The organism is Janthinobacterium sp. GW823-FHT01H08 (assembly GCF_058797855.1).
In genome coordinates, this window is record NZ_CM179504.1 from 3,465,457 (window position 1) to 3,488,305 (window position 22,849).

The 22,849-nt window shown below is 64.5% G+C and carries 19 protein-coding genes; 13 read left to right on the forward strand and 6 right to left on the reverse strand.

The window, feature by feature from the left end; translation table 11 throughout:
* Positions 1–74: 74 nt before the first annotated feature.
* On the reverse strand, positions 75–443 hold the full coding sequence (locus tag AC3RCG_RS15400; protein WP_492401367.1) for a gamma-glutamylcyclotransferase family protein: 369 nt from the start codon (positions 441–443) through the stop codon (positions 75–77).
* An 83-nt stretch (positions 444–526) separates the two neighbouring features.
* Here AC3RCG_RS15400 and AC3RCG_RS15405 point away from each other — a divergent pair, with 83 nt between their 5' ends.
* From AC3RCG_RS15405 to AC3RCG_RS15435, 7 genes are all read left to right on the forward strand, one after another.
* Complete coding sequence (locus AC3RCG_RS15405; RefSeq protein ID WP_492401366.1) at positions 527–1,153, forward strand: TetR/AcrR family transcriptional regulator; 627 nt, start codon at positions 527–529, stop codon at positions 1,151–1,153.
* A 90-nt stretch (positions 1,154–1,243) separates the two neighbouring features.
* Positions 1,244–2,053, forward strand: a complete 810-nt coding sequence (locus tag AC3RCG_RS15410; protein ID WP_492401365.1) for an oxidoreductase — start codon at positions 1,244–1,246, stop codon at positions 2,051–2,053.
* Between the two features lie 38 nt (positions 2,054–2,091).
* Entirely contained in the window at positions 2,092–3,099 is a 1,008-nt protein-coding gene (locus AC3RCG_RS15415; RefSeq protein WP_492401364.1) for an NADP-dependent oxidoreductase, read from the forward strand.
* A 124-nt stretch (positions 3,100–3,223) separates the two neighbouring features.
* Positions 3,224–4,381, forward strand: coding sequence for an ABC transporter substrate-binding protein (locus AC3RCG_RS15420; protein WP_070310716.1), 1,158 nt, complete (start codon positions 3,224–3,226; stop codon positions 4,379–4,381).
* Between the two features lie 37 nt (positions 4,382–4,418).
* A complete protein-coding gene (locus AC3RCG_RS15425; protein ID WP_492401362.1) occupies positions 4,419–8,087 on the forward strand; it encodes a response regulator in 3,669 nt (1,222 codons plus the stop codon).
* Positions 8,084–10,624 carry an EAL domain-containing protein gene (locus tag AC3RCG_RS15430; RefSeq protein ID WP_492401361.1) on the forward strand — a complete coding sequence of 847 codons (2,541 nt, stop codon included), beginning with the start codon at positions 8,084–8,086 and terminating at the stop codon, positions 10,622–10,624. Before AC3RCG_RS15425 ends, AC3RCG_RS15430 begins: the two co-directional genes overlap by 4 nt.
* Positions 10,625–10,643: 19 nt before the next feature.
* Entirely contained in the window at positions 10,644–11,024 is a 381-nt protein-coding gene (locus AC3RCG_RS15435) for a hypothetical protein (RefSeq protein WP_492401359.1), read from the forward strand.
* On the opposite strand, the gene AC3RCG_RS15440 is transcribed toward AC3RCG_RS15435, so the two are convergent.
* Entirely contained in the window at positions 11,015–12,520 is a 1,506-nt protein-coding gene (locus tag AC3RCG_RS15440) for an anion permease (RefSeq protein ID WP_070218812.1), read from the reverse strand. The genes AC3RCG_RS15435 and AC3RCG_RS15440 overlap by 10 nt on opposite strands.
* Before the next feature lie 288 nt (positions 12,521–12,808).
* On the opposite strand from AC3RCG_RS15440, the gene lodA reads away from it, so the two are divergent.
* The 3 genes from lodA (at position 12,809) to AC3RCG_RS15455 (ending at position 17,138) form a co-directional block, all read left to right on the forward strand.
* Complete coding sequence (lodA, locus tag AC3RCG_RS15445; protein ID WP_492401358.1) at positions 12,809–15,019, forward strand: CTQ-dependent lysine 6-oxidase LodA; 2,211 nt, start codon at positions 12,809–12,811, stop codon at positions 15,017–15,019.
* Positions 15,020–15,021: 2 nt separating this feature from the next.
* Positions 15,022–16,119, forward strand: a complete 1,098-nt coding sequence (locus AC3RCG_RS15450; RefSeq protein WP_492401357.1) for a tryptophan 7-halogenase — start codon at positions 15,022–15,024, stop codon at positions 16,117–16,119.
* A 245-nt stretch (positions 16,120–16,364) separates the two neighbouring features.
* Complete coding sequence (locus tag AC3RCG_RS15455) at positions 16,365–17,138, forward strand: ferredoxin--NADP reductase (RefSeq protein ID WP_070218815.1); 774 nt, start codon at positions 16,365–16,367, stop codon at positions 17,136–17,138.
* Positions 17,139–17,206: 68 nt separating this feature from the next.
* Here the strand turns inward: AC3RCG_RS15455 and AC3RCG_RS15460 are convergent, their stop codons facing one another.
* The gene (locus tag AC3RCG_RS15460; RefSeq protein WP_492401356.1) at positions 17,207–18,853 is read right to left on the reverse strand and encodes a phosphoethanolamine transferase; all 1,647 of its coding nucleotides are present in this window, start codon (positions 18,851–18,853) and stop codon (positions 17,207–17,209) included.
* Positions 18,854–19,069: 216 nt separating this feature from the next.
* On the opposite strand from AC3RCG_RS15460, the gene AC3RCG_RS15465 reads away from it, so the two are divergent.
* Entirely contained in the window at positions 19,070–19,651 is a 582-nt protein-coding gene (locus AC3RCG_RS15465; protein ID WP_492401355.1) for a type 1 glutamine amidotransferase family protein, read from the forward strand.
* Here the strand turns inward: AC3RCG_RS15465 and AC3RCG_RS15470 are convergent.
* The 3 genes from AC3RCG_RS15470 to AC3RCG_RS15480 form a co-directional block, all read right to left on the reverse strand.
* Complete coding sequence (locus AC3RCG_RS15470) at positions 19,648–21,126, reverse strand: serine hydrolase domain-containing protein (protein ID WP_492401354.1); 1,479 nt, start codon at positions 21,124–21,126, stop codon at positions 19,648–19,650. The two genes, AC3RCG_RS15465 and AC3RCG_RS15470, sit on opposite strands and share 4 nt — an antisense overlap.
* Before the next feature lie 85 nt (positions 21,127–21,211).
* Complete coding sequence (locus AC3RCG_RS15475; protein WP_099408510.1) at positions 21,212–21,541, reverse strand: immunity protein Imm33 domain-containing protein; 330 nt, start codon at positions 21,539–21,541, stop codon at positions 21,212–21,214.
* A 7-nt stretch (positions 21,542–21,548) separates the two neighbouring features.
* On the reverse strand, positions 21,549–21,929 hold the full coding sequence (locus AC3RCG_RS15480) for a hypothetical protein (RefSeq protein WP_492401353.1): 381 nt from the start codon (positions 21,927–21,929) through the stop codon (positions 21,549–21,551).
* Between the two features lie 302 nt (positions 21,930–22,231).
* Here AC3RCG_RS15480 and AC3RCG_RS15485 point away from each other — a divergent pair, with 302 nt between their 5' ends.
* Together AC3RCG_RS15485 and AC3RCG_RS15490 are read left to right on the forward strand one after the other, a co-directional pair.
* The gene (locus tag AC3RCG_RS15485; protein ID WP_070288439.1) at positions 22,232–22,420 is read left to right on the forward strand and encodes a hypothetical protein; all 189 of its coding nucleotides are present in this window, start codon (positions 22,232–22,234) and stop codon (positions 22,418–22,420) included.
* Positions 22,421–22,601: 181 nt separating this feature from the next.
* Positions 22,602–22,787 carry a hypothetical protein gene (locus tag AC3RCG_RS15490; RefSeq protein WP_070288440.1) on the forward strand — a complete coding sequence of 62 codons (186 nt, stop codon included), beginning with the start codon at positions 22,602–22,604 and terminating at the stop codon, positions 22,785–22,787.
* Positions 22,788–22,849 lie beyond the last annotated feature (62 nt).

Here is a 22,849-nt window from a genome sequence, read left to right on the forward strand (position 1 = left end):
CAATAGCCGGCATGGGCAAGCCGCCCGTGCCGGCACTTCCGCACTTTTCCCCCATTCACCTGTTGCCATGCCGCTCAAGGAGCGGCATCGCGCGCATCCACGTAGGCCCAGGCTTGCAGGCCCGACGCCAGGGTCACGCGTTCGCGCCGGTAGTCGGCCACCTCGTAGCCGTCCGCCTGCCGCAATTCCCCGGGCGAGACGGCCAGCACGGCGCCCGGCACGCTATCGGTCGCAGCGCCACGCGAGGCGATCGGATGATGCGTCTTGCCGCTGGTCGCCACCACTTGCGCATCGTCAATGGCCAGCAACGCCAGGCGATAGCCGGGCAAGCGGTCGGGCCGGCTGTCGAGCAGGCGCCCGAAGGTGGCCAGTTGCACCTCGGGCTGCTGCAAGGTGCCGTAGGAAAACAGCTGTTCTGTCGTTGCCGCTGGAATAGTTGCCATCTGTTTCTCCTGGTCGCATGTCGATAGCGTGCATCGTAACGCCTTTGCCGGCACAGGTCCTGCACGGTTTTGAAAACTGCGATATGATGATCATCATGCAGAATTCATCCAACAAATCATCTGACAAGCAACCTTCGGCGCAAAGCCGCAAGGAAGCCACCCATGAACGCATCGTCGAGGTGGCCACGCGCGCCATCCGCCGCAGCGGCTATGCGGGCACGGGCGTGGCCGACATCATGAAGGAAGCGGGCCTGACGCACGGCGGCTTTTATGCGCACTTCGCCTCGCGCGACGCGCTGCTGGCCGAAGCGGGCGACCGCGCGGGCGCCGAAGCGGTGGCGCTGGCGGCCAGGGTGGCGGCCGCCGCCCCGCCCGGCCAGGCGCTGCAGGCGATGCTGGCCGCCTACTTGTCGCCCGAACACATCGCCGCCATCGAGGTGGGCTGCCCCGTGTCGGCGCTGGGTTCGGAAATGCCGCGCCAGGCGCCCGAGGTGCGGCGCGCCGCCACCATCCACATCAAGGAAATGATCGACCTGTTCGCGCGCCAGCTGCCGAACTGGGGCCAGCCCGAAGCGCACGCGCAAGCGATGGCGACGGTGTGCGCCATGATCGGCACCACCATCCTGGCGCGCGCCGTCGACGAACCGGCCCTGTCGGACGCCTTGTGCGCGGCCACCCTGGCGCAGTTTCAAGAGACAAACCAGCCGTAACGCCCATGGCCCGGGTCCGTCCCGGGCTTTTTTCAAACAACAATATGACGATCATCATATTCAGCACTATCCACCACTGAAGGAACTGCCATGAACGATAACAAGATTGCCCTGGTCACCGGCGCCTCGTCCGGCATCGGCGCGGCCACGGCCCAACGCCTGGCGCAGGCGGGCTACACGGTGTACGGCACCAGCCGCCGCGGCGCGCAAGCCGATGCGGTCGGCTACACGATGCTGGCGCTCGACGTCACCAGCGACGCATCCGTCGCTGCCGCCGTGGCCGAGCTGATGCGGCGCGAAGGCCGCATCGACCTGCTGGTCAATAACGCCGGTTTCGGCGTGGCCCCGGCGGGCGCAGAGGAAAGCAGCGTGGCGCAGGCGCAAGCCATCTTCGACACGAATTTTTACGGCGTCGTGCGCATGACCCTGGCCGTGCTGCCGCACATGCGGGCCCAGGGCGGCGGGCGCATCCTCAACATCGGTTCCGTCCTGGGCTTTTTGCCCATGCCCTACGGCGCGCTGTATTCGGCCACCAAGCACGCGATCGAGGGCTACACGGAATCGCTCGACCATGAAGTGCGCGGCTGGGGCATCCGCGCCAGCGTCATCGAACCGGCCTATACGAAAACCACGTTCGAAGCCAATCTGCTGGCGCCCGATACGCCGCTGTCCGCCTACCGGCAAGTCAGCGCGGCCGTCACAAGCCGGCTGCAAGCGCTGATGGCCGGCGCCGATGACCCTGGCGTCGTGGCCGACACCGTCCTGGCGGCGGCCCAGGCAAGCCAGCCGACATTGCGCTACACGGCCGGGCCGCTGGCGGCGCGCTTGCGCCTGATGCGCCGTTTCCTGCCCGCCGCGCTGATGGACGCCGGCTTGCGCAAGGACTTGCGCCTGGCCTGAACGCCACGCTTTTTCAGCACTCACTCAGAGAGAACATCATGCAAGCATTGCAACTTAAAAAATACGGCGGCCTCGATCACGTGGCGTTTGCCGAACTGCCCCGCCCCACGCCCGGCCCCGGCGAACTGCTGGTGCGGGTGCACGCCGTCGGCCTGAACCCCATCGATAACCTGATTCCCAGGGGCGACTTCAAGCCGATATTAAAACTGCGCTTGCCGGCCACCCTGGGCAGCGACCTGGCCGGCGTGGTGATGGAAGTCGGCAGCGGGGTCACGCGCTTCAAGGTCGGCGACGCCGTGTATGCGAGCATTTTCGACACGCCGCACGGCAGCCTGGCCGAATTTGCCGTCGTGCCAGAACAGGCGGCCGCGCTGAAACCGGCCAGCCTCGATTTCGTGCAGGCGGCGTCGATACCGATGGTGGGCTTGACGGCGTGGCAAGCGATGCACGAGCGCATGCAGCTGCGGCCGGGTCAGAAAGTGTTCATCCCGGCCGGTTCCGGCGGCATCGGCACGTTCGCCATCCAGCTGGCCAGGCACCTGGGCGCCCGCGTGGGCACGACCACCAGCACGGCGAACGTGGAACTGGTGCGCAGCCTGGGGGCCGATGAGGTGGTCGACTATAAACAACAGCCGTTCGAGGACGTGCTGCGCGATTACGACGCCGTGCTGGGCACGGTGCGCGGCGACGGGCTGGAAAAAACCTTGCGCATCGTCAAGCCCGGCAGCCGCGTCGTCTCGCTGGTCGGCCCGCCGGACGCCGCTTTCGCCCGCGCGCGCGGCATGCACGCGGTGCTGAAACTGGTGTTCGGTTTACTCAGCCGCAAGATCATCAGCCTGGCACGGCGGCGCGGCGCCAGCTATGCCTTTCACTTCGTGCGTCCCGACGGCGGCCAGCTGGCGCAGATCGCCGCCCTGCTCGAAGCGGGCACCATCCGCCCCGTCATCGACCAGGTGTTTCCTTTTCTGGAGGCAAAACAGGCACTGGCCTACCTGGCGCAGGGCCGCGCGCGCGGCAAGGTGGTGGTGCAGCTGACCATGCCTTGAACGAGCTGCGCCGCAACGGCTTCGGGCGCCGTGACTATGTGTGAGTTTTTTGTTGGCAATTTCCTCCATACTCGTTGTCAACCCCATGCCTATTGATACCGGTCAACCTCCATAAAGGTAGCTCATGCGCTTTTCCCCGGAATGCTGCTGGCTCGCTATCGCTCTCGTGGCCGGCATAGTCCATGCCGCCGAACCGGGCGTCACCGATACGCACATCCGGCTGGGCATGGTCAATGCGCAAACGGGGGCGGCCTCGGGGCTGGGGCGGGCCATGCTCGATGGCGCGACGGCCGTGTTCCAGGAAGCGAACCGCAGCGGCGGCATCCACGGCCGCAGCATCGAGCTGGTGGTGGCCGACGATGGCTACGATCCGGACCGCGCCATCAGCGAAACGCTCAGGCTGGTCGAGGAAAAACAGGTATTCGCCCTGTTCGGCAACGTGGGCACGCCCACCACCAACGCCGTCATACCGATTGTGCAGGAAATGAAGGTGCCGCTGGTGGGCGCGTTTACGGGCGCGATGACCTTGCGCCGCCCCGTGGTGCATGAAATCATCAACTTTCGCGCCAGTTACGACGATGAGTCCGATGCCCTGGTGCAGTACTTCGCCAGCCGGGGCATCAAGCGCTTTGGCGTGCTGTACCAGGACGACGGTTTCGGCAATGCCGTGCTCGACGGCACCGTGCGCGCGCTGCAGCGGCGCGGCATGGAACTCGTTGCCAAGGGATCGTTCCAGCGCGGCACGACGGCCGTCAAGGCGGGGCTGGCGGCCCTGATCGGCCACGACCTGCAAGCGGTGATCATGGCCGGCCCCTACACGCCGGTGGCCGCATTCGTGCGCGAGGCGGGCCAGGCCGGGCTGAAGGCGGCCTTGGCCACGGTATCGTTTGTCGGTACCGACAGCCTGCTGCAGCTGCTGGGCACGGAAGGCAACAACATTGTGATTTCGCAAGTGGTGCCCCTGCCGGAAGACCGCCAGTTGCCGATCGCCGCCGACTGCGCCGCCCTGCTGGCCCGGCACGTGCCGTCGGCCAGGCTGTCTTTCGTCAGTTTCGAAGGCTGCATCTCGGCCACCCTGATGGTGGCGGCGCTGCGCCGCACAGGCGCCGACCTCACGCGCGAGCGCCTGATCCGCAGTTTCGAAACGTTCGACCGGCTCGATCTGGGCGGCATGCTGGTAACGCTGCGGCCGGACAATCACCAGGCGTCGACGGCCGTTTTCCTGACCCGCATCGCCGACGGCAGGATCGTTCCGGCGGATATGGCGCCTGGCGCGAAGTGATGCGCGCCCATTTTTGCGGCCCGCCCTGGAGCCTGGCATGAAAATCAGGACCAAGCTGATCATCAGTACCACCGTCCTGCTGGCCGGCGTGGCGGCCATGGCGGCGGCCGGCCTGCTGCTGGTGAAAGGCATCGAAACCCATGTCCACGGCTTGACCGACGAGACGGTGCCGCTGTACACGGACGTGTTGCGCCTGCGTTATACCGTGCAGGACATGGCGTCGGACTTTTTCGAGCTGGGCAAGGCGGAAGACCTGGCGCAGCTGGAGCAGGTATCGAACAAGATCGGCGCCAATATCGAGGCCGCCGAGAGCATCAGCGACGATTTGCGGCGCCATGGCGAATCGCAGGCGCCCCGCTACCACGCGGCCTTCGAACGGGAATTCCAGCGCATGCGCGTCGCCGTGCGCAAGCGCCTGGAAAACGAGGCCTATTACAAGGCTCAGGCAACGGAGATGCGGCAAGTGCTGGCGCAGATCAAGGCCGCCGCCAAGGGCGCGCGCAGCAAGATCCGCGTCGTCGACAGCCAGGCCCAGGCCACGGCCGCCGAAGTGCAGCTGCAAAGCCAGCGCCTGAACCAGAATGCCCGCTACCTGACCGACCTGCGCAAGAGCATCCACGACATGCAGATTGCGCTGGCCGAAACGGAAGCCGTGAAGAACCGTTTCCGCATCGCTCCTCTGCGCGAGCGGCTGACGGCGGCCGTCGCGCACCTGGCGGGAACCAGCGAGCGCGACATCAGCCCCGCCCAGCAGACGCTACGGGCGACCCTGCTGGCCACGGCGCGCCAGATGCTCGATCCCGCCGCCGGCTTGCTGGCCCTGCGCGCCGGCCTGCTGGCCGAGGGCGGCGCCAGCGCGGCGCAGCAGGCGCAATATGCGGCGCTCAAGGAACAGACCAGCACCGCCCTGGCCGCTGCCCACCTGCGCCTGGCCGAGGAGCTCGATCCCATCGAACTGCAGCTGGCCATCGGACGCGCCCGGATGGCCGAGGCCGGCCGCTACATGCGCACCTCGGCCCGCATCGAGGATGCCAGCGGTGAAATCAACCTTGCCGTCGACGCCATCAGCATCGACGTGGGCGAAGTCATGCTCGCCACGGCCGCCGCCGACGTCACCCGGCTGGGCCAGGATATCGCCCGGCGCATCAGCGCCCTGCACCGCGACATGGCCACCATGCAGGCCCTACAGCAAAGCATAGGCCAGCTGGGCTTGCTGGCCGAAACGAGGGTCGTCAACACCTACCTGGACGCCGTGGAGCGCTCGGGACAGCGGCTGGTGCAGGCCAAGGGCAGCGTGCTGGACAGCCAGACGGCGCTCGACGAGGTCATCGACCATGTGCGCGCCTTCGAGCGCGAACAGGCCGCCTATTCCGCGCAGCAAGTGGCGCGCATCACGGGGCAGCAGCAGGATGCGGTGGCCAAGGTGCGCGACGGCGTGCGGCATGCCTTCGTGCTGATCCTCGGCATCGCGCTGGTCCTGCTGCTGGCCTGCGTGGCCATCACGGGCCTGATCAGCGCATCGATCGCCAGGCCGCTGGCGCGTTTGTCCTACGCCATCGCGCATATCCGCGACGGCAAGGCCCTGTCGGTGCGCGTCGCGCAGCACGGCAGCGACGAACTGGGGCAGCTGATCACGGGCTTCAACGGCATGCTCGAGCACGTCGAACAGCGCGACCTGGCGCTGACGCAGGCCAAGGCCGAGGCCGATGCCGCCAACCGCGCCAAATCGGAATTCCTGGCCAAGATGAGCCACGAGATCCGCACGCCGATGAATGGCGTGCTGGGCATGACGGAATTGCTGCAACGCACGGAACTGAGTCCCAAGCAGCAGCGTTTCGTGCACACGGTGCACCGTTCGGGTGAAAGCCTGCTCAGCATCATCGACGACATCCTCGATTTTTCCAAGATCGAGGCGGGCAAGCTGGTACTCGAACACATCCCTTTCGACCTGCGCCAGGTGATCGACGACGTGGTGGCGCTGTTTGCCAACGGCATCCAGCGCAAGGCCATCGAATTTACCTGCCGCATCGCCTCCGACGTGCCGCAGCACGTGCGCGGCGACCCCGTGCGCCTGCGCCAGATCCTCACCAACCTGCTCAATAACGCCACCAAGTTCACGGAACGGGGCGAAATTTCCGTCGATGTCAGCTGCCCCGCTGCCGGCCGGATCCGCCTGGAAGTGCGCGACACGGGCATCGGCATGGCGCCGGAAGCGGCCGCAGCCGTCTTCCAGCCGTTCCGCCAGGCCGACAGCACCACCTCGCGCAAGTACGGCGGCACGGGACTGGGCCTGGCCATCATCAAGCAGCTGGCGGAAATGATGGGCGGCAACATTGTGCTCCAGTCCGTGGCGGGACAGGGTTCCAGCTTTGCCGTGACCGTCGTCGTCGGCGAGGTGGCGCCCGAGGACGCGCCGGCGGCGCCGCCACCGCGCGTGTCGCTCAATGCCTTGAACGTGCTGATCGTGGACGACAACGCCACCAACCGCAGTATCCTGCTGCAGCACGCGATCGAGTGGCAGATGGCCGCCGCCAGCGCCGCCGACGGCGCCGAGGCGCTGGACCGGCTGCAAGGCGCGCTGCGCAGCGGGCGCCCGTTCGACCTGGCGATCATCGACATGCGCATGCCAGTCATGGATGGCGCCGAGCTGGTGCGGGCAATCAAAGGCGACGCGCGCATGGCGGCGCTGAAAATCATCATGCTCAGTTCGCTCGACGCCTCGGCCGATCTACGCCAGGTGACGGCGCTGGGCGTGGAATACTGCCTGACCAAGCCCGTGCGGGCGCTGGAATTGCGCCACTGCATCGAGGCCGTCGGCGGCTTCGGCACCCTGGCGCCAGCGACGGCTGCGATACCTGCCACGTCGGCCCCGCCCGCCGCGCCGGATACGGCTGGCGCAGCCCCGGGCCAGGCCCCGCTGCGCATGCTGCTGGTGGAAGACAACGCGATCAACCAGGAAATCGCCCTGGCCATGCTGGAAGACACGGGCTACGAGGCCACGCCGGCCGACAACGGGCGGCGCGCGCTGGCCCTGTGGGAGCGCTACCCGTTCGATGTGATCCTGATGGATTGCCAGATGCCGGAAATGGACGGCTTCGAAGCGACGCGGCGCCTGCGCCGCATGGAAGCCCAGCAAGGCCGCAGCCGCACGCCCATCATTGCCCTGACGGCCAACGCCATCCTGGGCGACCGCGAACTGTGCCTGGAGGCGGGCATGGACGACTACCTCGCCAAGCCGTATACGCGCGCCGCCCTGCTGGCCATGCTGGCCCGCTGGTGCCCGTCGGCGGCAGCGGAGGCGGTGGCGGAAGCCGCTCCGGCGCAGCCCGCCCCGGCGGCGCCGGCTGAAACAAGCTCCATCCTCGACGCGGCCGCCCTGCAAAACCTGCGCGCCATGCGGCGTCCCGGCCGTCCCGACGTGCTCGGCCGCATCATCGATTTGTTTTACAGCGATGCCCCGCGCCTGCTGGGCCAGCTGGAAGTGGCGGCCGGGGCCAGCGACGCCGCGGCGCTGCAGCTGGCGGCGCACACGCTCAAGTCCAGCTGCGCCAACGTGGGCGCGCTGGGCTTGTCGGCCACCTGCCGTGAAATCGAACAATATGCGCGCGGCAATGACGTCGGCAGCGCGCTGCAGCATATCCGCGGCATCCAGCAAGAACTCGACCGTGTCCTCGCCGCCCTGGCCATTGAGAAGGAAACCCCATGAATACAGCACAGCCCCCGCAAGCACTGGTCCTGGTGGTCGATGACGACACCATGACGCGCATCCTCGTGACGGAAGCGCTGGAGCCGGAAGGCTTCCGCATCGAGGAAGCGGCCAGCGGCCTGGAAGCGCTGGCCGCCTTCCAGCGCGGCGTGCCCGACCTGATCCTGCTCGACGTCGCCATGCCCGGCATGAGCGGCTTCGAATGCTGCGCCCAGCTGCGCCGGCTGCCCGGCGGCGCGCATGTGCCCATCGTCGTGCTGACAGGCAATGACGACGATGACTCCATCAAGCAGGCGCTGGAAGCGGGCGCCAGCGATTTCATTTCCAAGCCGATGCAATGGCGGCTGCTGGCGCACCGCCTGCGCTACCTGCTGCGGGCCAGCAGCGCATTAACCGAGCTGAGCCGTATCCAGGATAGCCTCAGCCACGCGCAGGCGCTGGCCCGCCTCGGCAACTGGGAATACCGGGGCACCGGCGGCGATGGCTACTGGTCGCCGGAACTGTTGCGCATCCTGGGCCTGGACGCCGATTCCGGCCCCACCAGCTTTGACCGTCTGCTGCAATGCCTGCCCGAAGACCAGCGGCCCCTGCTGCTCGAAGCCTTCATGGAACTGCATGCCAACGGCACCAGCTACAGCCTGGAGCACAAGGTGCTGCAACCCGATGGCGGCGAGTGCATCGTCTTTCACCAGGCCGAGGCCGTGCGCGAAGGTCATCAGGTGCTGCTGATGCGCGGTACCGTGCAGGACATCACGGAACGCAAGCTGCAGCAAAGGCGCATCGAATACCTGGCCAACCACGATGCGCTGACGGACTTGCCCAACCGCCAGTTGCTGAACGACCGCATCGGCCAGGCCATCGCCCACGCGCGCCGCACCCGTTTGCACCTGGCGACCCTGATGCTGGACCTCGACCGTTTCAAGTTCGTCAACGACAGCTATGGCCACCCCGTGGGCGATGCGCTGCTGCAGGAAGTGGCCCGCCGGCTCAAGCTGGCCGTGCGCGAAGGCGACACCGTGGCCCGCCAGGGCGGCGACGAATTCGTCGTCCTGCTGACGGACCTGCCCGACATCGGGACGGCCGAAGAGATCGTGAAAAAAGTGCTCGAGCTGTTCGCCGATCCGGTCGTGCTGGGCGAACATACCTTGCACGTCAGCACCAGTATCGGCGCCAGCGTCTTTCCCTCCGACGGCGACAGCGCCGACATGCTGCTCAAGACGGCCGACGCGGCCCTGTACAGCGCCAAGGACAAGGGCCGCAATGGCTGCCAGTTCTACAACCACAAGATGGGCGTGCTGGTGGAAGAGCGGGCCGAAATCGAACACGCGCTGCACCAGGCGCTGGCGCTGGGCGAGCTGGAATTGCATTACCAGCCCAAGGTCGACCTCACCAGCGGCAAGATTTATGGCATGGAAGCCCTGCTGCGCTGGCGCCGCGACGGCATCGGGCTGGTGCCGCCGGACCGCTTCATTCCCCTCGCCGAGGAAACGGGCATGATCGTGCCCATCGGCGAATGGGTGCTGCGCACGGCCTGCGCGCAGCTGGGCGTCTGGCATGCCTACGGCTTTACGCACCTGACGATGGCCGTCAACGTGTCGGCACGCCAGTTCCGCCAGGTCGACATGCCGGAACTGGTGCGCGCAGTGCTGGATGACAGCGGCCTGCCGGCGCATTGCCTGGAACTGGAGCTGACGGAGAGCGTGCTGATGCAGAACCGCGACCTGGTGGTGCGGGCGCTGGAGCAGCTGAAGGAAATCGGCGTCACCCTGTCGCTGGACGACTTCGGCACCGGCTATTCCAGCCTGTCCTATCTGAAGCAATTCCCCATCGACGTGGTCAAGATCGACCAATCGTTCATCCGCGACGTGACCGACAGCGTGGATGGCGCTTCGTTGACCCGCTCCATCATCGCCATGGCCAAGTCCCTGCACCTGACCACGGTGGCCGAAGGCGTGGAAACGGAGGGTCAATTGGGTTTTCTCAATACTAACCGCTGCGACGCGATGCAAGGCTATTACTTCAGCCGCCCCCTGCCCGGCGCCGAGATGGATCTGATGCTGCATGCAGGCACCCATTTGCCGCCCGAGAGCTGCCATGCCGTGGCGCCCCAGCGCGTGCTGCTGCTGGTCGATGATGAGGAGCATATCCTGTCCGCCCTGCGCCGCTCGCTGCGCAAGGAAGGCTACCAGATACTCAGCACCACCAATCCGCAGGAAGCGCTGGAACTGGTCGCCTCGCACGCGGTGGGCGTGATCCTCACGGATGCGCGCATGCCGGGCATGTCGGGCAACGAACTATTGCGCCGCATCAAGGGCGTCTATCCCGAGATCGTGCGCGTGATGCTGTCCGGCTACCCTGAGCTGCATTCGGTCACGGCGGCCATCAACGAAGGCTCGGTGTACAAATTCATCACCAAGCCGTGGGACGAAACCCTGCTGAAAGACCACTTGCTGGAAGCCTTCCAGCGTTTCGAATCGGGCGTGCAGCGGCCGCCGCGGGGGCCCCATGGCATCGAGATCAGCAACCGCGCCGCCTAGCGCGCCGCCAGGAGCCATCATGCAGGAGCAGCTGTTCTTCGAAGGCTTGCGCGCCCTGGCCGAAGCGGCCTTTCCCAAGCATTGCGCCTGCTGCGGGCGCGTCTTCGCCACGGCGCACGAGTTCATCGGGCAGACACGGGCGATGCGCCAGAATGTCTCGGGGCTCAAGCAAAGTTTCGATGACAACAACGTGGCAATCGTCGAGGTCTACCGCAATTGCCTGTGCGGCTCGACCCTGATGGATTTCTTTTCGGACCGGCGCGACAGGTCCGAACCATCGCTGCGGCGGCGCCAGCTGTTTGAGCGCCTGCTACCGCTGCTGCAGGAAAAAGGCATGGAACGGGCCGCGGCGCGCGACTATCTGCTGCAAGTCGTGCGCGGCCAGTTGCCTTACCAGTAGCCGAGCACCTTCCACCACGTCGTGCCGACGACGGCAAAGATCAGCAGTTCCACCACGCACATGATGAAGCCGACCCGCCACCAGTTGCCCATCGTCACGAAGCCGCTGCCGAAGATGATGGGCGAGGTACCCGTCGCGTAGTGGGTCAGGGTCATCATGATGGCCGAGCCGGCCGTCATCATCAGCATGAACGGCACGTGGTATTCGGCGGGAATCAGGTGCAGGCCCACCGTCAGGAAGGCCAGCAGCATGGCGCTGATGTGGGCCGTCGTGCTGGCAAAGAAGTAATGCGAAAAGACAAACACCAGCACGAGGACGCCGGCGATCGGCAGCCAGTCCATGCCGCTGGCGACGATGGCCGCCTTCATGCCGGCCGAGAACCAGGCGATCACGCCCGTCTTGTTCAGCTGCTCGGCCATCATGACCAGGGCGCCAAACCACACCAGAGTGTCCCAGGCGCTCTTTTCCGACAGCACGTCGTCCCAGTCGATGGTGCCGGTAATGATCAGCACGAACAAGCCGACAAAGGCAACGACCGTCGCATCGAGCGAAAAGGCGGGGCCGAACAGCATGGCGGGCACGTTGGCCCACAGCAGTAGCAACAGGGCGAAGGTGCCCAGCATGACTTTTTCCGGCGGCGACAGCGGGCCCATGCCTTTCAATTGCGCCTTGGCGTAGGTGACGGCGTCGGGCGTGGCTTTCAGTTCCGGCGGCGACAGCCAATAGATGATCAAAGGCATCACCAGCAGGCAGACCAGGCCCGGCAGCAGCATGCACAGGGCCCAGGTGGTCCACGTCAGGTGGAAACTCTGGCCGCTGGCCTTGGCCACGAAATCGACCACCAGCGGGTTCGGCGCCGTGGCCGTCAGGAACATGGCCGAGGTGATCGGGTTGGCATGGTAGTTGACGAGGGCCAGATACGTGCCCACCTTCTTTTCCGTGCCCTTGGCCGGGTCCGAATCGAAGGCGTTGGCGATCGATTTCATGACGGGGTGGACGATGCCGCCGCCGCGTGCCGTGTTACTGGGCGTAAATGGCGCCAGCACCAGTTCGCAAATCGCCAGGCCATAGCCGATGCCCATGGTGCGTTTGCCCAGCAGCGAGATGAACAGCAGGCCGATGCGGCTGCCCAGCCCCGTCTTTTTCAGGCCGCGCGATATCAGAATCGCCACGACGATCAGCCAGATCAATGGATTCGAGAAACTGCTGAGCGCATCCGTGATGGCGCCCTTGGACGAGGTCGAAGTCACCTGCGACAAGGATACGATGACGATGGCCATCATCGCCATCACGCCGATCGGCATGACTTTTAATATGATCGCCAGTATCGTGGTGAGGAAGATCGCCACCAGGCCCCAGGCCTTGGGCGTCAAGCCTTCGGGCGCCGGCAGCAATAGCATGCCGACAAGCAAGGCGGTGCAGATCAGGGCGGGGACGAGGCGGAATGGGACGGCTTCCTTGAAATGCAGGAACAGGTCGCGCACTGTTTTATACATCATGATTTCCTTTACTGGACAGGCATCCGGACAGGCAGTGGCGCCCGCTCGGCTTGTGATAATTCTTTTTAGCAACATCATACAAGCTCATACGCAACCGCCCCGCTCCATTACGCGTGCGCGTGCCAGGAAATTCCCGAATCGTTGACTTGAGCGCTATCACAGGAGCGGAATATATTGACGGCCAGTGACAATGGGTGACTTTTTTGGCAATTTTTCTCTGTATCTTTCCCCGTAGCTGCCGCCAGATATGCCACCAGGATTGCCAACCTTTCAGGGGAAAACTTGATGAATAGCACGGAACAGTACTCGATCCACCCATCCATCGGCATTGCCCGCGTGGGCAACAGCCATGATTCGTTCTATCTGGCGCCGGAAACCATCGGCGGGTTGCCGATCGAAGCGGACGGCAATAACGATCCGTTGCTGTCCGGCGGCAAGCCGGTCCACGTTGCCCAGTTCAAGGATGCGGCCGGCCGCGTGCGGCGCCAGGCGGCCAGTTTCCGCATCTACAAGTCCGTGGCGGGACGTCCCGGGGAAAAAGTCCTGGTCGACCTGCAAGACCCGAGCATTGCCAAAATCGAGTGGACAGTGCACGTGGCTAACAAGAAGGCGGCCTGGTGGAACTTCATTCCCCTGCTGGGCGACCTGATGTTTGGCCCGTACAACAGCTATGAAACCTGGGAAAATACGCCGCCCGCCTGGAACCTCACGCCCACGTCCTGGACCAATTTGCGCAACAGCGACGTCACGGGAGAGGCGGCACGGCAAAAACTGATCGTCGATCCGGGACCGCGCACCCTCGACGCGCCGCTGGGCAAGGCCCAGTTCGACAAGGACGGCGCCGGCGCGTACAAGCACGTGTCCTTCCCCGATCCGCAAGCCATCACGCAAGGCTATCCGGTGCGCACCCTGGGCGAAATGCGCACGGATTCGCGCGGCAACTTGCTGGTGATCGGCGCCTATGGCCGCGCCGGCGGCTCGGAAAGCATCACGGGCTTCGGCGGCGGCGATACGTGGAATGACGACGTGGCCGACGGCCCCGTCAGCGCAACCATCCATTTCAAGGATGGCAGCCCCTCCGTGGAACTGAAAGCCTGGGTGGTCATCGGTTCGCCGAAGTTCGCGCCAGAACTGGTGAATATTTCCACTTGGGATGACGTGGTGGCCGACATGGCCATCAAATACAAGAACGCGCTGCCCGAGGCCTACGATGCGGCCCGCTGGAGCGGCAGCGATGGCTGGAACCCCGACTATGTCGTCAATTACGCGCAGGACATTCAGCCATTCCTCGCCAGGATAGGCGATTACCAGTGGGTGGCGACGGTGCCGTCGATGACGGCCTTCATCCGCCCCAACTTCGATGTGGCCGATGCCTCGGAAGCGAACCGGCCGCAGCGGGAGAAATTCCTCAGTTATTTCCGCAAGCCATCGGCCATCCGGCCCGGGACCAAGGAACAGGTGCCGGGTTTTACCGGCGGCCAGGGCGGGCAATTGTTCAGCGCCGCCACCACGGACAATCGCGGCGCGGGCATCCCCCTCGTGCCGTTGAATTCAGGCAGCAATTCCGTGCGCAACAACGTCATCAGCAAGTTTTCGGTACTGACGGATACGCAATACTTTGCCTTGCAGCAATGGGCGGCCGGCAAATTCGCCCCCGACGCGCCGGGCCTGGCCTTGCCGGGCATCGACCCGCTCGACCACGCGACCATCGGCAATTGCGTCGGCGAACCCATGTGTCCCGGCATCGAAGTGACGTGGAGCGTGCGCAATCCCGTCATCTACGAGAAACCGTACGCCATCCTGCACCGCGTGGATGCCGACTACGCCAAAAACGGCCTGTCGCCGGGCCGCGACGAGTGCGAACCGCTGGACTGGAACGATCCGACCGTCGGCACCGGCTGCGAACCGGGCGACCTGACCAAACGCATGGCGATTCCATGGCAAGCCGATTTCTATGACTGCTCCGTGCAGATGATCAACTTCGACAATCCGGATATCGTCAAGAATCCCGATTCGCTCATTCCCGTGCCGCCCACCTACTACGCCTACTGGTGGCCGCCGCAAAGCCCGTGGAACGTCATCAATGGCGCCACCACCAAGGAAGAACAGGCGCTCGCCGGCGTGCCGGCCGGCATGCAGGTGATGTACAGCCGCGGCATGAACAGTTTTTCGCAGATGATCAGCTCCTGGCACTACCTGGGTTTCATCGTGAACCAGAACGAGGATGCAGAATCGGGCCGCCAGTATCCGTACTTTGTCGAAAAGGAGCGCAATCACGCGAAATTCGTGGCTGCCAGCGTGGGGGTCGGCAATGCCAGCAGTTTCATCACGGGCGACGATGCCAACTACCTGCCCGCGTGGTTCCTCAAGGACGAGGATCCGCAGACGGCGCCCGAGAAGGCCTCGCAGCTGTTTGCCAGCGGCGGCGCGCAAGTGGCCCTGCATGACACGCCGAAGAAAATCATGCCGGCCAACCGGCGCCGGTTTTCCCATTGAGCATGTCTTCATCGCCCGACTACGATGTCGTCATTGTCGGCGGCGGTGCCGCCGGCACGGCCGCCGCCCTGACCCTGGCCCGCTACACGGGCTTGCGCATCGCCTTGCTGGAAAAGCAGCTGTTCGACGATTACCGGGCCGGCGAAACGGTCTCGTCGTCCATTTTCTCGATGCTGGACTTTCTGGGCGTGGGCCGCGACCTGCTGGACGGCGCCCAGCTGCCCGCGTTTTCCCACGCGGCCGCCTGGGGCAGCGCGGAACTGATGTCGCGCGACGCCGTCTTCAGCAGCCATGGCCACGGCCTGCACCTGGACCGCCGGCATTACGACGCCATCCTGCTGGAGCAGGCGCGCCAGGCCGGCGTGGAGCTGTGGCGTCCCGCACAACTGGTGCAGCTGGAACACGGCGACCCATGGCGCTTGCGCGTGGCGGCCGGCGGGCAGGAAGTGGACCTGACGGCCCGTTACCTGATCGATTGCAGCGGCAAGCAGGCGGCCATCGTGCGCCAGCGCAAGCGCCCCATCCACACGCAAGACGCGCTGGTGGCGCTGTACGCCTATTATCAGTTGCAAGAACCGCAATTCCTGCCGCACCGCACCCTGGTGGAAACGACGCAGCACGGCTGGTATTATGCGGCGCCCCTGCCCGGCGACCGCGTGGCGCTGGCCTTCATCACGGATGCCGACATCCTCAAGCGCCTGCGGCTGAAGGAGGAAGCGCCCTGGCGCGAGGCCGCCATGGGCACGCGGCATGTGCGCGATATCATGCCGCGCCTGCCCGCGCCGAACGCCCTGCGCCACTATGCGATTCACAGCCGCGTGGCCTCGCTGCCGGCGGACGACAACTGGACGGCGGCGGGCGACGCGGCCGCCTGCTTCGACCCCATCTCCTCACTGGGCATCGGCCAGGCCATGGCGTCGGGCATCCATGCGGCGCGGGTGGCGGAAGCCTGCCTGGCGGGCGACCGGGGCATGGCGGCGGGCTACCGGCGCAGCGTCTTCGCCTCGTTTGAAACCTATCTGCAGATGCGGCGCGGCTTCTACGGCGCCGAACAGCGCTGGCCGGAGGCGCCATTCTGGCAACGCCGGGCCGCATCCTGATGCCGCCGGCGAAAAACTGAGCCAGGTCAAGAGACCGCATGCCCACCGCCCGTTTCCGGGCGAATTTCAGCCCCGCCTTGCCATTCGCACTATAATGTCGGCACCGCGTGCGGCAGCATTGGCGGCGATAGACGGTAACAATTTCGTGTGGAGGCCAGTACAATAGCGTCTGGGCCTACACAGGGTTTCACTTTTGCCAGCAGTTGCCAGCAACTAACCATTTTTTTGACCAGCCAACAAATACTATGAGTTCGATGAATGAAGAGCGCGTTTTAAGCGTGCACCACTGGACGGATACCCTGTTCTCCTTTACCACCACGCGCGACCCGTCGCTGCGTTTCTCGAATGGCCACTTCACCATGATCGGCCTGCGCGTTGACGGCAAGCCATTGCTGCGCGCCTACAGTATCGCCAGCGCCAATTACGAAGACCACCTGGAATTTTTCAGCATCAAGGTGCCGGGCGGCCCATTGACGTCGCGTCTGCAGCACTTGCAAGTGGGCGACACCGTCATCGTCGGCCGCAAGCCGACGGGCACCCTGGTGTCCGACTACCTGCTGCCGGGCAAGCGCCTGTACATGCTGTCGACGGGCACGGGCCTGGCGCCTTTCCTCAGCATCGTGCGCGATCCGGACATCTACGAACGCTTCGACGAATTGATCCTCGTGCACGGCGTGCGCCAGGTCGACGAACTGGCTTACCACGACTTGCTGGAAGAACATCTGCCGAAGCATGAGTTCCTGGGCGAAATGGTCAGCGACAAGCTGCGCTACTACCCGACCGTGACGCGCGAAGACTTCCGCAACATGGGCCGCATCACGGAACTGATCGAGAACGGCAAGCTGGCCAAAGACCTGGGCGTGCCGGAACTCAATCCTGCCGAAGACCGCGTGATGATTTGCGGCAGCTCCGAGATGCTGCGCGACCTGAAAGACATGCTGGAAGCGCGTGGCTTCAAGGAAGGCAATACCTCGACGCCTGGCGACTTCGTTGTCGAGCGCGCATTCGCCGAGAAGTAATCGAGAGCAAATCCGCAGCAAACTCAGGGGCCCGGCCCCGCCGCTTCCCGCGGCGGCGCCGGGCCTTTTCATTGCCGGCTCAGCGGCGCAGCCCCGCGCTGGTACTGCAAGCCATTCATGAAGCGCTGCACGGGCGTAAAGGCACTGCTGAGGATATCGTCATGCGCGGCGTAATAGCGCGTCTCGATCTTCAGCAGGCCCAGCACGGTCGCATCAAGCTTGTCCGTCTGATACGGCCGGCTTTCCAGCGCGGCGCGCACGGCCGTCGACTGCGGCGCTTGCTGGTTATCCCAGATCAACATGGGGATTTCATAGCCGCTCTTGTCCGACGCGGAATGGCCCGCGTGATTGCGGCTGTAGCCCACTTCCTGCCCATGGTCGGAGACGAACAGCAAGGAGGCGGCCCGGCCGGTCTTGGCCGTTTCCGCCATGCCGATCAGGGTGCCCAGCACGTAATCGCCATAGCGGATGGCGTTATCGTATTCGTCGCGCTGGTTGCGTATCCAGCTGGACCTGCCCTGGCTGGCCATCTGCGCGCTGACGGCGTCCTGTGCCCGGTCGAAATGGGCGAAGCGGCTGGGATAGCGCATGTCATAGCTGGGATGCGCGCCCAGCAAGTGCACGACGATGAGCTTTTTCGGCGCCGCGTCGCGCAGCGCGTGGGCGAATGGCTGGAACAGGTTGCCGTCAAAATTGTTTTCTCCACGACCGGTGCCGTAGTTGATGAAGTCGCTTTCATCGGCCTCGCCCGCCAGCAGCCCGATCCAGCCATCGTTACGCGTCTGGTTCGAAACCCAGAACGTCTTGTAGCCGGCCGCCTCGGCCAGCATCAGCAGATTCGGCTTGGCCATCCACGCATCGGGGTTGCCGATATCGGCCGGCGTGAGCATGGTCATCATCGATTCCACCGTGCTGGACGCGGGCGAAATCACATCGTTAAAAACCAGCAGCTTCGCACGCATGGCGTCGAGCTGGGGCGTGGTCGCGCGCGGATAGCCGTACAGCGACATCGAGGCGCGGTTGGTGCTCTCGCCGATCACCAGGATGACGGTGCGCGCCTCCTCGCCCGCATAGCGCACATTCCAGTCGCGCGGCGCGGCCATGGCCGCCGTCAGCGCATGCTGCATCGATTTCATCGCGTCCAGCTGCGCGCTGTACTGCTGGTAGCGCAGCGGCCAGAACAGGGCCGGATTTTCGCGCCGCATGGTGGTATTGACGTGCAGCAGCACGAGAAACACGGACATACCGGCGGCAAAGGCTTTGTGCGGCCAGCCCGGCGCGGTACCGGCGCGCGACGCCTGCCAGCGCTGCAGCTGGTGGTCGGCCAGCAGCACGGCCGCCGTCACGAGCACAAACCAGCCAGCCGCTTGCGCCAGGGCGACGCTGTTGTGCAGGAAAAATTCTCCCGTTTCCGCTTGATCTGTCGCAAACATGGCCTGCAAAACCGCATTCGGGTTCGGGCGCATGCCAAAATAGCCACGCAAGAAGCCTTTTACGGCGGCGTCCAGGTAAAACACGGGCACGACGACGCGCACCAGCACGGTGATCGCGCCGCAACTGCCACGCCATGCGTGCAGCACGCCGCCCACACCCAGCAGGAAGGCCGCCAGCAAGACGCTCAATTTCAGGCATTCGTTCGCGCTTAACTGATCGAAGAGGAAGAACAGCAACAGGCCAGCAATGCTGAACAGGACACGGCAAAACAGAATCAGCATGGAGGCGATGGAGAGTAAGCATTGAACAAGGACAAGCCCGCGCGGACGGGCCAGCGATTGTAGCGCAGTCTGTTGCAACTTGTACCATCGTTTCCTGCGCCCTGCTGATTCACGCATGCTACTGACAGAAATTGTCAGTGCTTTTTATTATGATTTCGGCACCAGCTGGCCAGCTAGCCAGTACTATTGATATCTCCACCTGCGACAGGACTTTTCATGACACGTGCCATTACCATACTGACCGAAAACTTTGCCGATTGGGAAACCGCCCTGCTCAATTCCACGGCGCGCCTGTACTACGGTTTTTACACGCAGTTCGCCACGCCGGGCGGCTTGCCCGTCACCTCGTCCGGCGGCATGCTGGTCACGCCGCAGCTGGCGCTGGAAGATATCGTGCTCGAGGAACTCGATTTGCTGATGGTGTGCGGCGGCAGCCATTGGCAAAGCGGCAAGGCGCCCGACCTGGGCCCGTTGCTGCGCGCCGCGCGCGACAAGGGCGTCGTGCTGGCCGGCATTTGCGACGGCACGCGCGTGCTGGCGCAGGCGGGCGTGCTTGACACCGTGCACCATACGTCCAACAGCGCGGGCAACTTGCTGGAAACGGGCTATGCGGGCGCCGCCCTGTACCAGGATGTGCCGTGGGCCGTGGCCGACCAGCGCATCATCACGGCGCCCGGCACGGCGCCCGTCACCTTCACCAAGGAAGTCTTGCGTGCCCTGGGCATCGCCGACGACAACCTGACGGCCTACCTGGCCATGCACGGGTCCGAGCACGGCCAGGCCGCGGCGGCGCGCTAGTCCGGGGAAAGCACGCGCAAACGCGCCACGGCGTGCGTGTTGCCCGGGTCCAGCTCCAGCGAACGGCGGTAATGCGTGACGGCCAGCGCCGTGGCGCCATCGGCCTCGTACGCTTCGGCCAGGCTGTCGTGGCCATTCGCCCCTTGCGGGTACAGTTGCACGCCCAGCTGGAAAACGGCGGCCGCCTGTTTCGGCTGCTGCCGGCCCAGCAGGCGGTAGCCCCAGGCATTCAGGTCGTCGTCAGCGGGTGCGGGCAGCCCATGCTGGCGCCGGATGGCGGCCAGTTTCTGCTCCAGCCCTTCAAAGCCCGTGCCGGCCGCCTTGTTGCGCAATAGATGCGCGGCATACGCGCCGCCCCGCTGCTGGCGCAGGGCGGGAAGGTAAAAGCCGGCAATGGTATCGATCAGCTGTTCCGGCTGGCCGCCGGCCAGGTTGCTCAGGATAATGACGGCCAGGCCGTCGTCCGGATACACATAGAAGGCCGAGCGGCCGCCGCCGATGCCGGCCACGGCGCGGTGGCCATCACGGCCGATGGTGGGCCAGCCCAGCGCCCAAGGCGCCGGCTTGCCGTCATTCAAGCTAGTCGGCTGCCACAGCCGTTCCACACTGGCGGGCGCCAGCAAGCGCCCCGACTGCAGGGCGATGAGCCAGTTGGCCAGTTCGCCCGCATTGCTGTTGATGCCGGCCCCGGCGCGCATGAACACGGGAAAGTCCTCGATCACGTTGCGGTAGCCGTTGCCGCCCCGGTCCAGCACGTAGGAACTGGCCTTGCCCACGACCACGTCCTTCGCATCGCCAAAGCCGCTGTGCCGCATGCCCGCCACGTCGAACTGCCGGTGCCGGATGAAGTCGGTAAAGGGCTGGCCGCTCTGGCGCTCGATCAATTGCGCCAGCAACACGTAATTGGTCTGGTTGTAGCGGTAGCGCTGGCCTGGCGGGGCTTCCACGGGCAGCGCCTGCACGGCGCTCCACGCCGCAGCGGCGTCGTCCGGTTGCGGCCCCACCAGCTTGCCGCTGCGCTGGTCGAGCACGTCGGGCAAGCCAGAGGTATGGTTGAGCAATTGCGTCACCGTCACGGCTTGCCAGGCTGCAGGCAGCCCCGTCAGGTATTGGCCGATGGGCGCGGCCAGGTCGATCTTGCCCTCGTGCACCAGCTGCATCACGGCCACGCCCGCAAACGCCTTGGTGGCCGAGTTGATGGAAAACAGGCTGGCGTCCGTCACGGGCACCTGATATTGCAGGCTGGCCAGGCCGAAATTGCGCTTCAGCAGGACCTTGCCATGCTGGATCACGGCCAGTTGCAGCCCGGGAATCTGGCGCTCCCGCATTTCGCTGCGCACAAAGGAGGCAATTTCCTGTTCCGCGCGCGATGCCTGCGATGAGTTGGCGGGGGCGGCAGTGGCGATCGAGGTGACGGGAGCTGCCACGGCGGCAAGCGCCATGACGAGCAGGACGGATGGGAGGCGTGGCTTCAAGATACGGCTTTCGACAGTTGAAAACGGAACCGCAGCATCCCATACCTATTTGTCAACGTCAACGACAATCTTGCCGATTAGAAAGTTACTCTTCCAGCCACACATCTTCATACCCTTGCCGGTCGAGAATGAACTTGGCGCCGCTGGGCAAGGCCAGGTAATCGACCACCTGCGGCAGCATCTCGTGCAGGTGCTCCGCATGCAGGGCCTGGTAAAAGCCGCTGGCGTCGTCGTGTTCGCCGCAGTGGATGAACCAGCTGATGGTGCCGTTTTCCGGCAGCGCGATGCGGGTGCCATAGATGGGCGACTGCGCCAGGCTGCCGATGGCCAGGGCCACCATGGGTTCGGGCGCCTGCGCCGGCAAGCCGAATTTGTCGCAGATGCGTTGCTGTGTTTCGCTGATCAGTTCAGTCATGGTGCTCTCAGGATCCGATGTAGCGGTAATGGAGGCGCAGCGCGCCATCGTGGCCGGACATTTCCAGGTGCAAAATCGCTTCACCGGGCTTGCCGTCGGCCAGCAACAGGCATTCCAGGCCCAACGGGCCGTCGCCGGTGGCGTACACATCGACGCCGGGCCGGCCGCCCTTGCCCGGCACAAAGGCGTGCGCCAGCGGCGTCAGGGACAGCGCCTCGTTGGCCGCAAAGTAGCTGTCGAGCATGTCGACGATCTCCGTGGCCACGGCCGGCGACAGGCCCCAGTCGCGTTGCAGCGCAACAGGATCGCGCCCGTTCAGCGTCTGCACGAACGCTGCGGCCTGCGCGTACGCCAGCTCTCGCAGGCTGTCAGTAACTGTCATTTCCATATAGCGACTCCTGCCTTCTCCATTCAACAGGCGCCATTATAGTGCGTGGCCGGGCGCATAGGCGATCCGTTTGCCATCCATAATCAAACGGCTTGCAGCTCATTTAAAACACCGCCCTTATTATTTATCGCACTGCAATAACATAAATGGCCGGCGTGATATTTGGTGAGTATCTCGGACATAGAATCGCGAATACGATTGATTTTCAATTGACGCTTATTTATTCCGGCGCTAATATCGAATGGCCATATACCATGGCACACAGCGCAAGCCGTACTTAACCATCACAAGAGGATAGTACAATGCAAAACCAATCCAAATTGTTCGCATTCAAACTGGCTGAAAAACAAGTTCAAAAACAGGCGGCGCCCGCCACCGTCTGGAAAGTGCGCGACGGCGTCGCCGTGGCCGGCTGCACCGCCGTCGGCACCAATGATCAATATCGCGACTCTTCGCGTCTCAAGCCGAACGACAGCGGCCAGTATTGCTGATTTCCGGCACGCCATAACCCCGCCCGGCGCGGGGTTGCATATATTCCCCATATTCAAACCGGCGCCGTGCGGCGCGGATTTTCCGCGCGCAATGAATATATGAACCCCTCTCAATTGGAGATTCCATTCTTTAAAGAAGTTATCGGTAAAAATCGAAACATAACCATTAACAGAGGATCTCATGCACGATAAAACCAAGCTGTTCGCATTCAAACTGGCGGAAAAAAAGGAAGAGGAAAAACCGGCGCGTCCTGCGCCCTGGAAAGTGCGCGACGGTGTCGCCGTGGCCGGCTGCACGGCGGTCGACAGCGAGGAACAATACCGCTATTCGCGCGTCGGCTCGAGTGACGGCGGAGAATTCTGCTGATCGTTGCGCCAACTGAAAGCCTTGCCGCGGCAAGGCTTTTTCATCTTCCCGATTTTCCGCTA